This window comes from Pseudomonas sp. BNK-45, assembly GCF_047456255.1.
GTDB lineage: Bacteria > Pseudomonadota > Gammaproteobacteria > Pseudomonadales > Pseudomonadaceae > Aquipseudomonas.
Genome location: NZ_CP179909.1, coordinates 4,011,766 through 4,026,757 on the forward strand (window position 1 = coordinate 4,011,766; position 14,992 = coordinate 4,026,757).

A 14,992-nucleotide genomic window follows, 5' to 3' on the forward strand; every position below is an offset into this window, starting at 1 on the left:
GGCTCAGGCGATCTGCGCGTCGCTCAGGGCCAGCTTTTCATCGGAGACGCGCACGGTGCGCCAGGTGTTGTAGGCCATCAGCAGCATGCCGCTGAGGAAGAACACGCCGCCGGCGAAACGCACCACGAACCCCGGATGGCTGGCCACCAGGGCCTCGACGAAGGAGTAGGTGAGGGTGCCGTCTTCGTTCACCGCGCGCCACATCAGGCCCTGGGTGATGCCGTTGACCCACATCGAGGCGATGTACAGCACGGTGCCGATGGTGGCGAGCCAGAAGTGCAGGTTGATCAGCGGCACGCTGTACATCTGCTCGCGGCCGAAGACCTTGGGCACCATGTGGTAGATCGCGCCGAAGGTGATCATGGCCACCCAGCCCAGGGCCCCGGCGTGCACGTGGCCGATGGTCCAGTCGGTGTAGTGGGACAGGGCGTTGACGGTCTTGATCGCCATCATCGGGCCTTCGAAGGTCGACATGCCGTAGAACGCCAGGGACAGCACCAGAAAGCGCAGGATCGGGTCGGTGCGCAACTTATGCCAGGCGCCCGACAGGGTCATCATGCCGTTGATCATGCCGCCCCAGCTCGGGGCCAGGAGGATCAGCGACATGGCCATGCCCAGGGACTGGGCCCAGTCCGGCAGCGCGGTGTAGTGCAGGTGGTGCGGGCCGGCCCAGATGTACAGGGTGATCAGCGCCCAGAAGTGCACGATGGACAGGCGATAGGAGTACACCGGGCGTCCGACTTGCTTGGGCACGAAGTAGTACATCATCCCGAGAAAGCCGGTGGTCAGGAAGAAGCCCACGGCGTTGTGGCCGTACCACCACTGCACCATGGCGTCGGTGGCCCCGGAATACACCGGGTAGGACTTGAACCAGTCCACCGGGATCGACAGGTGGTTGACCACGTGGAGCATGGCGATCACCAGGATGAAGGCACCGAAGAACCAGTTGCCGACATAGATGTGCTGGCTCTTGCGCCGCACCACGGTGGTGAAGAAGACGATCGCGTAGGCCACCCAGACCACCGCCATCCACACCGCGCCGGCGAATTCGATCTCGGCGTATTCCTTGGTGGTGGTGTAGCCCAGGGGCAGGGTGATCAGCATGATCACGATCACCGACTGCCAGCCCCAGAAGGTGAAGGCGGCCAGGGTGTCGGAGTACAGCCGTACCTGGCAGGTGCGCTGTACCGCGTAGTAGCTGGCGGCGAACTGGGCGCTGCCGGCGAAACCGAAGATCACCAGGCTGGTGTGCAGCGGCCGCAGGCGGCCGAAGGTACTCCAGGGCAGATCGAGGTTCATCTCCGGCCATACCAGTTGCGAGGCGATCCACACCCCCATGGCCATGCCGATCACGCCCCATACCACGGTTGCGACGACGAATTGGCGAACCACCTTGTAGTTGTAGGCCTGTCCGATTGTTGCTGAGTTCATGGTCAATGCTTCCACGGTTGCAAAGTCTTGCCAGGCCACCCGGTCTGGCACGGGGTGCACTGTAGGAATCAGCGAGGAAACAAAACAGGCTCAGAAAAACTGCATTAATACGGATCAGATTTATCTCGTGTCCACGGTGCCGCCGTCACGGCTGATATGGTTTTTTAGTTTTTACCTGAATCTGTAACGTTCTGCGCCGCACGCGCATAGTCGCCCCCTCACAGCACGCGCCGTTAGAGCACGACCAGTTTCGATGAGGTAGGGATATGTATCAGTACGACGAATATGACCGGGCCCTGGTCTTTGAGCGGGTGGCACAGTTTCGTGATCAGGTCGAGCGCTTCATGGGCGGCCAGCTCAGTGAAGAGGAGTTCCTGCCTCTGCGCCTGCAGAACGGTCTCTATATGCAGAAGCATGCGTTCATGCTGCGGGTGGCGATTCCCTACGGCACCCTGAGCGCCCGGCAGATGCGCACCCTGGCCAGCATCGCCCGGGACTTCGACCGCGGCTACGGCCACTTCACCACCCGGCAGAACCTGCAGTTCAACTGGATCGAGCTGGCCCAGGTGCCGGACATCCTGCAGCGTCTGGCCGAGGTGGAGATGCACGCCATCCAGACCTCCGGCAACTGCGTGCGCAACATCACCACCGAGGCCTTCGCCGGGGTCGCCGCCGACGAATACCTCGACCCGCGCCCGCTGGCGGAGATCCTTCGGCAGTGGTCCACCATCAACCCGGAATTCCTGTTCCTGCCGCGCAAGTTCAAGATCGCCATCTGCTCGGCCAAGCAGGACCGGGCGGCGATCATGATGCACGACATCGGTCTGTACCTGTACCGCGACCGCAGTGGCCAGATGCTGCTGCGGGTGATCGTCGGTGGCGGCCTGGGGCGCACCCCGATCCTGGGCCTGCAGATCCGCGACGGCTTGCCCTGGCAGCACCTGCTGTCCTATGTCGAGGCGGTGCTGCGGGTCTACAACCGCCACGGCCGGCGCGACAACAAGTACAAGGCGCGGATCAAGATCCTGGTCAAGGCCCTGGGTATCGAGGCCTTCGCCAAGGAAGTGGAAGAGGAGTGGCAGCACCTCAAGGACGGTCCGGCGCAGCTCACCGACGAGGAGTACCAGCGGGTGGCCAGCGCCTTTGTGCCGCCGATCTACGAGCACCTGGCGGACACCGACCTGGACTACGGCAGTCACCTGGCCGAGTCCCCGGCCTTCGCCCGCTGGGTGGCGCGCAATGTGCACCCGCACAAGGTGCCGGGCTACACCTGCGTGGTGCTGTCGACCAAGCCGGGCCCGGCGTCGCCGCCCGGGGATGTCACCGCCCAGCAGATGGAGGCGGTGGCCGATTGGTCCGAGGACTACGGTTTCGGTGAGATCCGCATTGCCCACGAACAGAACATCGTCCTGCCGGATGTGCCCAAGTCGCGGCTGTACGAGCTCTGGCAGCGGGCCTGCGAGCACGGCCTGGGCACCGCCAACGTCGGCCTGCTGACCGATATCATCGCCTGCCCGGGCGGCGACTTCTGCGCCCTGGCCAACGCCCGATCGCTGCCGATTACCCTGGCCATCCAGCAGCGTTTCGACGACCTGGACTACCTCCACGACCTGGGGGACATCAGCCTGAACATTTCCGGCTGCATGAACGCCTGCGGTCACCACCACATCGGCAACATCGGCATCCTCGGGGTCGACAAGAACGGCAGCGAGTGGTTCCAGGTCACCCTGGGCGGGGCCAAGGGCACGGACAGCGCCCTGGGCAAGGTGATCGGCCCGTCCTTCAGCGCCGAGGAAATTCCCGAGGTGATCGAGCGCATCATCGCCACCTTCGTGCGCTACCGCGAAAGCGACGAGCCCTTCGTCGATACCCTGCAGCGCATCGGCCTGGAGCCGTTCAAGGAGCGGGTCTATCCCAAGGCTGCGGAGGCACTGGCATGAACAACCTGCTGCGTCTGCATGAAGGTGAAGCCCAGTTGGTGGAGGACGATGCCTGGAGCCTGGTGCGCGAAGTCGACGGGGCGCTGCCCGAGGGGCCGCTGATCCTGCCCCTGGCGCTGTGGCTGATCCGCCGCATCGAGCATCACCCGGCCCGGGACGGGGTGTGGATCGGTCCGGACGACGAGGTGGAGAGCCTCAAGCCCTGGCTCAAGCTGATTCCGCTGATCGCCGTGGACTTCCCCAGCTTTCGTGATGGCCGGGGTTACAGCCAGGCTTACCTGCTGCGCACCCGCCTGGGCTGGATGGGCGAATTGCGTGCCGTCGGTGACGTGCTGCGCGACCAGCTCAGCCACATGCGCCAATGCGGCTTCGACAGCTTTGCCGTGCGCGAAGACAAATGCGCCCAGGACGCCCTCAAGGGCCTGGCGGGCATGAGCGTGCTCTACGGTCGCTCGGTGATCGAACCGCGCCCATTGTTCCGCCGCCGCTGACCTCCCTGATGTAGGAGCCGACTTGCCGGTGAAAGGACCGGCGAGTCATGCGCCTGGCTGATGGCCTCGAAGGCGCGAGGGGGCTCCAGGTCGCCCGGGGAGTGGGCGATAAAAAACACTCCTGGGCCGATCGGCCTTGGCTATACCTGTATCTCCCCCTCGCCAGTTCCTGGCTGCTTCACCTACAGGAGTGACCCATGAAGCTTGCACTGATGATTGGCACGGCGTGCCTGGCCTCCCTGGCTCTGGCCGGCTGCTCCAGCAACCTGACTCAGCCCGACGAGTATTCCGGGTTTCTCCAGGATTACAGCCGCCTCAAGGAGGCCAAGTCGCCCTCCGGGGTGGAGGTGATGCGCTGGATCGATCCCAAGCTGGATGTCAGCCGGTACCGGGCGATCTATATCGAACCCACCCAGTTCTACCCTCAGCCCCAAGCCACGGCGAAGATTCCCCAGGGCACCCTCAATGCGATCAATCAGTACTACGACCAGGCCCTCAGGCGCGAGGCGGCGCGCAGCCTGCCTCTGGCTCAAGGCCCCGGTCCGGGTGTGGTGGTGGTACGCGCGGCCATCACCGCAGTCAGCAGCAAGACCGAAGGCCTGAAGCCTTATGAAGTGATTCCCGTGGCGCTGGTGGCGGCGGCGGTGAGCACCGCCACCGGGATTCGCGACCAGCAGACCACCCTCGGTACCGAGGCGGTGTTTCTCGATGGCAGCAGCGGCAAGGTGATCGCCCAGGTGGTGCGCAAGGGCACCGGCAAGCCCCTGGCGAATGACAGCCAGGTGATGAAGGCCGATGACGTGAAAAACGTCATCGACGGCTGGGCCGCGGACTTCCATCAGTCGTTCGCCAAGCTCAAGGCGCGCTAGTCGCCGTCCATCCGGCGGCGGTCCAGCGAACCGCCGCCCCTTTTCAGTAATCCACCTGGGCCTGCTTGTTGTAGTAGCTGAGCAGCGAGTCGTAGGCCCGCACCACGGCGTGATAGTCCTCGCTCAGGCGCTCGGGCGCGACCCGCTCCTGCCAGTCTTCGTGCAAAGTGCGTAAGGCCTGCTGGTAGTGCAGGGCCGGCCGGGTGATCTGGCTCCACAGGTAATAGGCTGGCTGGCTGCGGCCGTTCTGCGGCCGGTTGCGCAGGGGTTGCCCGGCATCCCAGGCCTGCTGCAGATCCTGGCTGGCCTTGGCCAACTGCACCGGGGTCAGGGTTTTCTCGCGCACGCCCTGACTGAGCTGCTCCACCGTGAGCCGCGCCTGGATCATGTAGTCCAGGAGGTGCCAATGGATGTCCCGCCCCAGGCGCTGTTCAAGCAGCCGCTGTTGTTCGCGTCGGGCGCCGATGTCTGCGCTGGCCAGGGCGGCGCGCAGGTCGGCGGAGGCTTGCAGGTAGCGGTCGAACCCGGGCTGGAGTCGGGCCACGGTGGCCGGATCTTCCTCGGCCGGCATGTAGGCGCCGGGCATCGAGCTGGAATGGGCGCGACGGGCCAGGTTGGCCTGGTGCAGCGCATCGATGTAGCGCTCGGCCAGGTCGATCAGCGGCGCATCGGGCTGCAGGAGGCGCAGGCGATAGAGCATGCGCGGCTCGCATTCGCGCGCGGGCAGGGTGTCCATGTTGGTTTTCGCGCTGTCGGCAAAGTCCCGGGCATTGTTCAGCAGGTCGTCGAACGCCATGCGCCAGGCCGATTGAGCGCCGTAGGTGTAGTAGCCCAGGCGCCACGGCATGTCGTACTGGTTGACGCAGTCGATCAGTGGCGCCCGGGCTGCGGCCTCGGCGCTGGCGCGGCTGTCCAGGCCCGCCAGCCAGAGTTCGAAGCGGGCGATTGGCGAGCCGGCTCCCAGGAGGGCAAACAAGCCGAAGATCAGCGCACAACCGAAGATCAGCAACGGGCGTTGGCTCATGGCCGGGCCTCCTTGGGATACCACTGGGCTTCGGTGGCGGGCGCCGCGCACTCGGCGACCTGGGCCGGCATGCGCGCGCACAGGCGTTCGGTCCAGGGCTGCAGGCCTTGATAGCGCCCGGCGGTGTGGCGCTCGTCGAACCATTTGAGGGTGGCGATGGCGGCCACCAGCAGGATCAGCGCCGTGCCCAGCAGCAGGCGGCGTGGCCAGGGGTTGATGCGTTGCCAGGCGCTCAGCGGGTCGATCCGGCGTTGGCGGGCCAGGGCGACCAGCAACTGGACCCCGAGATAGGCCGGGGTGGCCAGCGGGTGGATCACCGCGCCCAGCAGGCCGCCGAGCAGCGCGACGGGCAACAGGTCGCGGATCAGTTGCATGGAGTGATAGGGCGCATGGCGCCACGGCAGGCACCGGCTGAGGCGTTCGTCCCACTGCAGCAGGCGCTGGCTCAGGGGCTGCCAGAGCCGCTGCAGCCCTTCGCCCGCGGCGCAGAAGCACAAGGACCAGACCAGCGTCACCCCGACGATCTCCCAGGGGCTGGCGTCTTGTCCGCTGTACTGGGCCACGGCGCCGGCCAGGCAAGCCAGGACCACGCCCAGCAGCATCGGCCAGCTGTCGATGGCGTGCTCCCAGTCACGCCAGAAGTAGGGATTGCCGGCCGGCATGCCGGCGGCGATGTCCGGGTAGTCGGCGGCCAGACTCGCCGCCAGCTTGTGGCAGGCCTGCCAGTCCTGGCTGCCCAGGTGCCGGGCCCAGGCACGGCGCTGGCTGAAGCCCAGGGGCGCCAGCAACAGGCGTGCGGCGCGGTGTTGCGGGGTCATGGGCGGTTCGCTGGCCAGTTGTTGCTGGCGGGCCAGGAACAGCGGGGCCTGATGGCGTTTGAGCAGGCGCGGCCAGAACACCTCCGGGCAGTTGTTGTCGGCGGCGGATCGCCAACCCTGGCCGGCGCACAGCGCCTGGAAGATCGCCACCGACCAATAGGGACTGTCCGCCAGCAATTGCGCCAGCCAGTGGTTGAACCATTGGCGATGTTTCAAGTGCAGCAGCCAGGGGTGCGCCGAGCGCTGGGCGTAGGCCTGCAGGAACGCCGTTTCATCCCTGGCCTGCAGTGCCGCGGCCAGCGGCGCCTGAACCTGTTGATACAGCTGTTGCTGCAGCTCCAGCACCAGGTATTCCGGCAGGTCCAGGCGCTGCCAGGCGCTCATCCAGCGCAGATGCTCGAAGCCCCAGTGCAGGACCGCCTTGGCCTGGGCCGGGTGTTCGACGCAATGGCGCAGCAGGGCCAGTTCGAACTCATGGGCGCAGTCCTGTTCCTGGGCCTGCCGATAGCGCTGATCGAGCTGCTCGACGTGCAGTTCCTTGAGCAGGACGGCCACCCGCTGCACCGGCGACAGCGCCGACAGCATCGGCTCGCTGGCGGCCGGGCTGTGGTCGGTGTCGCTTTCCAGGGGCTGGTTCTGCTCCCAGTCCTTGTGGGCCAGGGCTTGTTCATAGGCCTCGCGCAAGCGCTGGAAACCTTGCGGATCTTCATCCGGGCGGGTCTGTTTCAGCAGCTTGGCGTAGTGGCGCTTGATGGTGCGGGTATCCGCGGTGACCGGCAGGCCGAGTAGGGTCCAGCAACTCATTGGGCGATAGAACTCCATGCAACCCTTGGCAACATCCAGACATGACTGGAGGAAATGGCGCACCCTACCGGTTTCCCGGGTAAAAGTCCCTCGACTCGAATCCGTCTAATCAACAGCGGCAGGCGTCTGGCGATTCAGTCCGGGTGGCAGGGGCGCGCGGGTTCTGCTGTGCCGCGCTCAGTTGCGCCGGGCGGGCGCGGGGCAGGTCCGAGCGGATGGCCGTCAGTGGAAAAGGGCTGTTAAAGCGATTTGTGACTATTTCCATGCGTTATGTATGGTTTAGTTAATGTTGTTTCTAGACTATAAAAAAGATAATAAAAACAATTAGTTATTATGATTATGTGATGTTGATTGTAATTATTTTGTTGGCTGAGCAAGGAGCTATCAACTATGCCTGTAGTGGAACGCACGACTTTTCTGCCGGGCCACAGCCCGGCCCAGGTGTTGGATTTCTGCCTCGAAGGGGCCAACTTTCCCAAGATCTTTCCCGAGCGGGTGACCCCCTTGGGGGGCATCGACATCAATGACCTGCGCATCAGTGTCGGACGCCAGTTCAGCTTCCTGCACTGGATGTTCGGTGTCATACCGGCGAAATGGACGGTGGTTATACGTGAGGTCAGCGATCGGCATTTTGTCGACGAGATGCTCAAGGGGCCGCTGCGTGCCTTTCGTCACGAACATCGGGTCGAGGCCGCCGAAGGGGGCACCCTGTACACCGACCGCGTGACTTATCGCGCCATCGGTGGCGCACCTTTGGAACGCTTGGTGGTCAACGCCTACATGGCGCGGATTTTCGATGCCCGGCACCGCAACATGTTGCGCTTGCTGGGGTGACGGCGCGGCGATGCCGTGTTTGCCCATTCCCATTCCTATTCCAAGTTCAAGTTCAAGGAGCATGCCCATGAGCAAGAAGATACTGGTGGTCCTGACCAGCGTGGCCAAATACCCCAACCTGAACCGTGCCACCGGTCTGTGGCTGGGGGAGGCGGTGCATTTTGTGAAGAAGGTGCAAGCGGCCGGGTTCGAGGTGGATTACGTCAGTCCCAAGGGCGGCTACGTGCCGATCGATCCCCACAGCCTGGCCATGGCCGACGACACCGACTGGCAGTGGTACCAGGACAGCGCCTTCATGAGCCGCCTGGGCGCGACCTTGCAACCGTCGCAGGTCCAGGCCCGGGACTATGTGGCCATCTATTACGCCGGTGGTCATGGCGTGCTCTGGGATTTCCCCGACAACCCCGAGTTGCAGGCCCTGAGTCGCGATATCTATGAGCAGGGCGGTTACGTCAGTTCGGTCTGTCATGGCGCGGTGGGCTTGCTGAACATCAGGCTCAGCGATGGTTCGCTGTTGATCGCCGGCAAGCAGGTCACCGGGTTCTCCAATGAAGAGGAGAAGCTCGCCGAGCTGGACGCCTATGTGCCGTACCTGACCGAGACCGAACTGCTCAAGCGCGGCGCCCTGTACCAGAAGGCCGCCGAGCCCTGGGCGCCGTTTGCCGTGCAAGACCAGCGGGTGATCAGCGGACAGAACCCGGCCTCCGGTGGCCCCGTGGCGGACCTGCTGCTGGCGCACCTGTAGGAGCCGGCTTGCCGGCGAAGGGGGCCTTGAGTCTTGTGGTGCTCTGGCGGACGCCTTCGCTGGCAAGCCAGCTCCTACGCCAGCAGGTGGTGCGCGGGTTGTTGTAGGAGCCGGCTTGCCGGCGAAGGGGGCCTTGAGTCTTGCGGTGCTCTGGCGGACGCCTTCGCTGGCAAGCCAGCTCCTACGCCAGCAGGTGGTGCGCGGGTTGTTGTAGGAGCCGGCTTGCCGGCGAAGGGGACCTTGAGTCTTGCGGTGCTTTGGCGGACGCCTTCGCTGGCAAGCCAGTTCCTACGCAAGCAGGTGGTGCGCGGGTTGTTGTAGGAGCCGGCTTGCCGGCGAAGGGGACCTTGAGTCTTGCGGTGCTCTGGCGGACGCCTTCGCTGGCAAGCCAGCTCCTGCGCAAGCAGGTGGTGCGCAGGTTGTTGTAGGAGCCGGCTTGCCGGCGAAGGGGGGGGCTTGAGTCTTGCGGTGCTCTGGCGGACGCCTTCGCTGGCAAGCCAGCTCCTACGCAAGCAGGTGGTGCGCGGGTTGTTGTAGGAGCCGGCTTGCCGGCGAAGGGGGCCTTGAGTCTTGTGGTGCTCTGGCGGACGCCTTCGCTGGCAAGCCAACTCCTACGCCAGCAGGTGGTGCGCGGGTTGTTGTAGGAATCGGCTTGCCGGCGAAGACGACCCTGACGGATGCCAGCTTCGAAACCGCCTTGGCTGGCAAGCCAGTCCCTGCAATCTGCCAGGTTGTTGGACGATTTATCCGCCAGGCAATAGGTGCTCGCGCCGTTTCATGCTTAACTTCGGCCTCTTAAGAATGCTCATTGCTGTTCCATCATCACTGTTCAATAAGGACTCCGTTCATGGCTCAAGTCACTCTCAAAGGCAATCCGGTGCAGGTTAATGGCCAACTGCCGCAAGTCGGTTCCAAAGCGCCTGCCTTCACCCTGGTGGGCGCCGGCCTGGCCGACGTTTCCCTGAGCAGCCTTGCCGGCAAGCGCAAGGTGCTGAACATCTTCCCAAGCGTCGACACCCCGACCTGCGCCACGTCGGTGCGCAAGTTCAACGCCCAGGCCAACGATCTGGCCAACACCGTGGTGCTGTGCATCTCCGCCGACCTGCCATTCGCCCAGGCGCGCTTCTGCGGTGCCGAAGGCCTGGAAAACGTGCAGAACCTGTCGACCCTGCGCGGCCGCGAGTTCATCGAGAACTACGGCGTGGCCATCGCCGACGGCCCGCTGGCTGGCCTGACCGCCCGCGCCGTGGTGGTGCTGGATGAAAACGACACCGTGCTGCACAGCGAGCTGGTCAAGGAAATCGCCGAAGAGCCGAACTACGACGCGGCCCTGGCTGTGCTCAAGTAAGCGCTTTTACAATTATTCACGGCCTGGCTCTGTCCAGGCCGTTTTTATTTGTGCTTCAGTGGCTTAGCGCCGCACCTTAAAACGTCAGTCAAAGGTAAATTGCCGGTAAAGGCGCTTTGCTAAACCCGCTCTAGTGCTTATCGTTCAGCCTTCCTCAAAGAAGACTCCCACGCGCCCAATGGTTGATCACTCCATGCAATCCTCTGCTCCCCGCAACTCTCGTCGCTGGCTGTTCGGCCTGTTTGTCCTGCTGCTGGTGGCCGGCCTGTGCTGGAAATTCTGGCCCGCCGGCAGCGCCCCCAAAGAGGGTGCACAGGCGAAGGCCGCGGCCGGGCATACCGGACGCAGCGGCAGCCTGCGCCCCGGTTTCGGCGGTGCCAGCGGGCCGATCCCGGTGCGCGTGGCGCCGGTGACCCAGGGTGATTTCGCGGTGTACTTCAAGGCCCTGGGCACGGTGACCGCGTTGAACACCATCAATGTGCGCAGCCGGGTGGCGGGGGAACTGGTCAAGGTCAACTTCGAGGAAGGGCAGATGGTCAAGGCCGGCGACCTGCTGGCGCAGATCGATCCGCGTCCCTACCAGAACGCCTTGCTCCAGGCCGAAGGCACCTTGCTGCAGAACCAGGCCCAGCTGAAAAACGCCCAGGTCGACCTTGAGCGCTACCGCGGCCTGTATGCCCAGGACAGCATCGCCAAGCAGACCCTGGACACCGCCGCGGCGCTGGTGGGCCAGTACCAGGGCACGGTCAAGACCAATCAGGCGGCGGTCAACGACGCCAAGCTCAACCTCGAATTCACCAATATCCGCGCACCGATCGCCGGACGCGTGGGCCTGCGCCAGCTGGACGTGGGCAACCTGGTGTCGGCCAACGACACCACGGCGCTGGTGATCATCACCCAGACCCAGCCGATCAGCGTGGCCTTCACCCTGCCGGAGAACAGCCTGGACACCGTGCTCAAGCGCTACCACAGCGGCGCCAAGCTGCCGGTGGAAGCCTGGGACCGGGGCGATGTGAAGCTGCAGGCCAGCGGCGTGCTGCAAAGCCTGGACAACCAGATCGACACCACCACCGGCACCCTGAAGTTCAAGGCGCGCTTCGATAACCGCGACCAGGGCCTGTTCCCCAACCAGTTCGTCAATGTGCGGCTGCTGGCCGACACCCTGAAGAACGTGGTGCTGGCGCCTTCGGCGGCGATCCAGTTCGGCACCAACGGCACCTTCGTCTACGCCCTGGATGGCGACAACAAGGTGAAGATCCGTCAGTTGCAGGTAGGCGACAGCAACGGCGAGTCGACGGTGATCAAGGACGGCCTCAAGGCCGGCGATCGCGTGGTGATGGAAGGCACCGACCGCCTCAAGGACGGCAGCGAGGTGGAAGTGGTCAACGACAGCGCGGCCGTGCCCACCACCCCCACCGAACACCTGCAGGGCAAGCCCGCCGGTGCGCCGGCTGCGGATGGCAAGTCGGCTGATGGCAAGGCGCAAAAGGTCGGCGCATGAATTTCTCGCGACTGTTCATCCTCCGTCCGGTAGCCACCACCCTGAGCATGCTGGCCATTGTCCTGGCCGGCCTGATCGCCTATCGCCTGTTGCCGGTGTCGGCCTTGCCCCAGGTGGACTACCCGACCATCCGGGTCATGACCCTGTACCCCGGCGCCAGCCCGGACGTGATGACCAGCGCGGTCACCGCGCCCCTGGAGCGTCAGTTCGGGCAGATGCCCGGCCTGACCCAGATGGCCTCCACCAGCTCCGGCGGCGCCTCGGTGCTGACCCTGCGCTTCAGCCTCGACATCAATATGGACGTGGCCGAGCAGCAGGTGCAGGCGGCGATCAACGCCGCCACCAACCTGCTGCCCAAGGACCTGCCGGCGCCGCCGGTGTACAACAAGGTCAACCCGGCGGACACCCCGGTGCTGACCCTGGCCATCACCTCCAAGACCATGCTGCTGCCCAAGCTCAATGACCTGGTGGACACGCGCATGGCGCAGAAGATCGCCCAGATCAGCGGCGTCGGCATGGTCAGCATTGCCGGCGGCCAGCGCCAGGCGGTGCGGATCAAGGTCAACCCCGAGGCCCTGGCGGCCAACGGTTTGAACCTGGCGGACGTGCGCACCCTGATCGGTGCATCCAACGTCAACCAGCCCAAGGGCAACTTCGATGGCCCGACCCGGGTCTCGATGCTCGATGCCAACGACCAGCTGACTTCGCCCAAGGACTACGCCGAGCTGATCCTGGCCTACAAGAATGGCGCGCCACTGCGCTTGAAGGATGTCGCCGAGATCGTCGACGGCGCCGAGAATGAGCGCCTGGCGGCCTGGGCCAACGAGAACCAGGCGGTGCTGCTCAATATCCAGCGCCAGCCCGGGGCCAACGTGATCGAGGTGGTGGACCGGATCAAGGCGCTGCTGCCGAGCATCACCGACAACCTGCCGGCGGGCCTGGACGTCACGGTGCTCACCGACCGCACCCAGACTATCCGCGCCTCGGTCAAGGATGTGCAGCACGAACTGCTGATCGCCATCGCCCTGGTGGTGATGGTGACCTTCCTCTTTCTGCGCCGGGCCAGCGCCACCCTCATTCCCTCGATTGCCGTGCCGCTGTCGCTGATCGGCACCTTCGGGGTGATGTACCTGGCCGGTTTTTCGGTGAACAACCTGACCCTGATGGCCCTGACCATCGCCACCGGGTTCGTGGTGGACGACGCCATCGTCATGCTGGAGAACATCTCGCGCTTCATCGAGGAGGGCGACAGTCCGCTGCAGGCGGCGCTCAAGGGCGCCAAGCAGATCGGCTTCACCCTGATCTCCCTGACCCTGTCGCTGATCGCGGTGCTGATCCCGCTGCTGTTCATGGCCGACGTGGTCGGGCGGCTGTTTCGCGAGTTCGCCATCACCCTGGCGGTGGCGATCCTGATTTCCCTGGTGGTGTCCCTGACCCTGACCCCGATGATGTGCGCGCGGTTGCTCAAGCGTGAGCCCAAGCCTGAAGAGCAGGGGCGCTTCTACCGCGCCAGCGGCGCCTGGATCGAATGGTTGATCGAAAGCTACGGGCGCAAGTTGCAGTGGGTGCTCAAGCACCAGTTCCTGACCCTGATGGTGGCCGTCGGCACCCTGGGCCTGACCGTGCTGCTGTATCTGGTGGTGCCCAAGGGCTTCTTCCCGGTGCAGGACACTGGGGTCATCCAGGGTATTTCCGAGGCGCCGCAGTCGGTGTCCTTCGCCGCCATGAGCCAACGCCAGCAAGACCTGGCGAAGATCATCCTGCAGGACCCGGCGGTGCAGAGCCTGTCGTCCTACATCGGCGTCGACGGCGACAACGCCACCCTCAACAGTGGCCGCCTGCTGATCAACCTCAAGCCCCACGGCGAGCGTGACCTGAGCGCGGCCCAGGTGATCGCGCGGATTCAGCCCGAGGTCGACAAGCTGCTGGGCATCCGCCTGTTCATGCAACCGGTGCAGGACCTGACCATCGAAGACCGGGTCAGCCGTACCCAGTACCAGTTCAGCCTGTCGTCGCCGGATGCCGAGCTGCTGAGCCTGTGGAGCAATCGCCTGGTGGAAGCCCTGGCCCAGCGTGCGGAACTCACCGACGTGACCAGCGACCTGCAGGACAAGGGCTTGCAGGTGTACCTGGTGATCGACCGCGATGCGGCGTCCCGGGTCGGGGTTTCGGTGTCCAACATCACCGACGCCCTGTATGACGCCTTCGGTCAGCGGCAGATCTCCACCATCTATACCCAGGCCAGTCAGTACCGGGTGGTGCTCCAGGCCCAGGCCGGCGAGCGCATCGGGCCTCAGGCGCTGGAGCAGATCCACGTCAAGACCACCGACGGCGGGCAGGTGCGGCTGTCGAGCCTGGCCCATGTCGAGGAGCGCCAGGCGCAGTTGGCCATCGCCCATATCGGCCAGTTCCCGGCGGTGATGATGTCCTTCAACCTGGCCCCGGGCGTGGCCCTGGGCAAGGCGGTGAACGTCATCGAGCAGGTGCAGCAGGAGATCGGCATGCCGGTGGGGGTGCAGACCCGCTTCCAGGGCGCCGCCGAGGCCTTCCAGGCGTCGCTGTCGAGCACCTTGCTGCTGATCCTGGCGGCGGTGGTGACCATGTACATCGTGCTCGGCGTGCTCTACGAGAGCTACATCCACCCGATCACCATCCTGTCCACCTTGCCCTCGGCGGCGGTGGGCGCCTTGCTGGCGCTGATCCTCAGCGGCAACGACCTGGGCATGATCGCCATCATCGGCATCATCCTGCTGATCGGCATCGTCAAGAAGAACGCGATCATGATGATCGACTTCGCCCTCGATGCCGAACGCCACCAGGGCATGGCCCCGGAACAGGCGATCTACCAGGCGGCGCTGCTGCGCTTCCGGCCGATCCTGATGACCACCCTGGCGGCGCTGTTCGGCGCCGTGCCGCTGATGCTGGCCACCGGTTCCGGCGCCGAGTTGCGCCAGCCCCTGGGCCTGGTGATGGTCGGCGGCCTGCTGGTGAGCCAGATCCTCACCCTGTTCACGACGCCCGTTATCTACTTGTACTTCGACCGCTTGGGCCGCCGGTTTGCCAAGCCCGCCGTAGGAGAAGTGGTGTGAGGGGCGTCAGCGGCAAGCTGCAAGCCGCAAGCTGCAAGCTCGATCAAAAGCAGAAGCAAGAGCGTGCACCGATCCCGCTTTTCGCTTGCAGCTTGAGG

General features: G+C 64.8%; 11 protein-coding genes. 8 read left to right on the top strand and 3 right to left on the bottom strand.

The window, feature by feature from the left end:
• Positions 1 to 3: 3 nt before the first annotated feature.
• The gene (ccoN, locus tag ACMGG8_RS18505; protein WP_060839467.1) at positions 4 to 1,431 is read right to left on the bottom strand and encodes a cytochrome-c oxidase, cbb3-type subunit I; all 1,428 of its coding nucleotides are present in this window, start codon (positions 1,429 to 1,431) and stop codon (positions 4 to 6) included.
• 266 nt (positions 1,432 to 1,697) lie between these two features.
• On the opposite strand from ccoN, the gene ACMGG8_RS18510 reads away from it, so the two are divergent.
• From ACMGG8_RS18510 to ACMGG8_RS18520, 3 genes are all read left to right on the top strand, one after another.
• Positions 1,698 to 3,371, top strand: coding sequence for a nitrite/sulfite reductase (locus ACMGG8_RS18510; RefSeq protein WP_060839466.1), 1,674 nt, complete (start codon positions 1,698 to 1,700; stop codon positions 3,369 to 3,371).
• On the top strand, positions 3,368 to 3,862 hold the full coding sequence (locus ACMGG8_RS18515) for a DUF934 domain-containing protein (protein WP_060839465.1): 495 nt from the start codon (positions 3,368 to 3,370) through the stop codon (positions 3,860 to 3,862). Before ACMGG8_RS18510 ends, ACMGG8_RS18515 begins: the two co-directional genes overlap by 4 nt.
• 197 nt (positions 3,863 to 4,059) lie before the next feature.
• Positions 4,060 to 4,731, top strand: a complete 672-nt coding sequence (locus tag ACMGG8_RS18520) for a DUF3313 domain-containing protein (protein ID WP_060839464.1) — start codon at positions 4,060 to 4,062, stop codon at positions 4,729 to 4,731.
• Between the two features lie 43 nt (positions 4,732 to 4,774).
• On the opposite strand, the gene ACMGG8_RS18525 is transcribed toward ACMGG8_RS18520, so the two are convergent.
• Complete coding sequence (locus ACMGG8_RS18525) at positions 4,775 to 5,755, bottom strand: DUF3829 domain-containing protein (RefSeq protein ID WP_414158111.1); 981 nt, start codon at positions 5,753 to 5,755, stop codon at positions 4,775 to 4,777.
• Positions 5,752 to 7,377 carry a J domain-containing protein gene (locus tag ACMGG8_RS18530; RefSeq protein WP_414158112.1) on the bottom strand — a complete coding sequence of 542 codons (1,626 nt, stop codon included), beginning with the start codon at positions 7,375 to 7,377 and terminating at the stop codon, positions 5,752 to 5,754. The genes ACMGG8_RS18525 and ACMGG8_RS18530 overlap by 4 nt, the downstream gene beginning before the upstream one ends.
• 390 nt (positions 7,378 to 7,767) lie before the next feature.
• Here ACMGG8_RS18530 and ACMGG8_RS18535 point away from each other — a divergent pair, with 390 nt between their 5' ends.
• The 5 genes from ACMGG8_RS18535 to ACMGG8_RS18555 all read left to right on the top strand — a co-directional run bounded on the left by ACMGG8_RS18535 (position 7,768) and on the right by ACMGG8_RS18555 (position 14,894).
• Positions 7,768 to 8,211 (top strand): SRPBCC family protein, encoded by a 444-nt coding sequence (locus ACMGG8_RS18535; RefSeq protein WP_414158113.1) that lies wholly within the window; start codon positions 7,768 to 7,770, stop codon positions 8,209 to 8,211.
• A gap of 67 nt (positions 8,212 to 8,278) precedes the next feature.
• A complete protein-coding gene (locus tag ACMGG8_RS18540) occupies positions 8,279 to 8,956 on the top strand; it encodes a type 1 glutamine amidotransferase domain-containing protein (protein WP_060839460.1) in 678 nt (225 codons plus the stop codon).
• A gap of 847 nt (positions 8,957 to 9,803) precedes the next feature.
• Positions 9,804 to 10,304 carry a thiol peroxidase gene (gene tpx / locus ACMGG8_RS18545; RefSeq protein WP_060839459.1) on the top strand — a complete coding sequence of 167 codons (501 nt, stop codon included), beginning with the start codon at positions 9,804 to 9,806 and terminating at the stop codon, positions 10,302 to 10,304.
• Positions 10,305 to 10,482: 178 nt separating this feature from the next.
• Positions 10,483 to 11,805, top strand: a complete 1,323-nt coding sequence (locus ACMGG8_RS18550) for an MdtA/MuxA family multidrug efflux RND transporter periplasmic adaptor subunit (protein WP_414158114.1) — start codon at positions 10,483 to 10,485, stop codon at positions 11,803 to 11,805.
• The gene (locus ACMGG8_RS18555; RefSeq protein ID WP_414158115.1) at positions 11,802 to 14,894 is read left to right on the top strand and encodes an MdtB/MuxB family multidrug efflux RND transporter permease subunit; all 3,093 of its coding nucleotides are present in this window, start codon (positions 11,802 to 11,804) and stop codon (positions 14,892 to 14,894) included. The genes ACMGG8_RS18550 and ACMGG8_RS18555 overlap by 4 nt, the downstream gene beginning before the upstream one ends.
• The last annotated feature ends 98 nt before the right edge of the window (positions 14,895 to 14,992 follow it).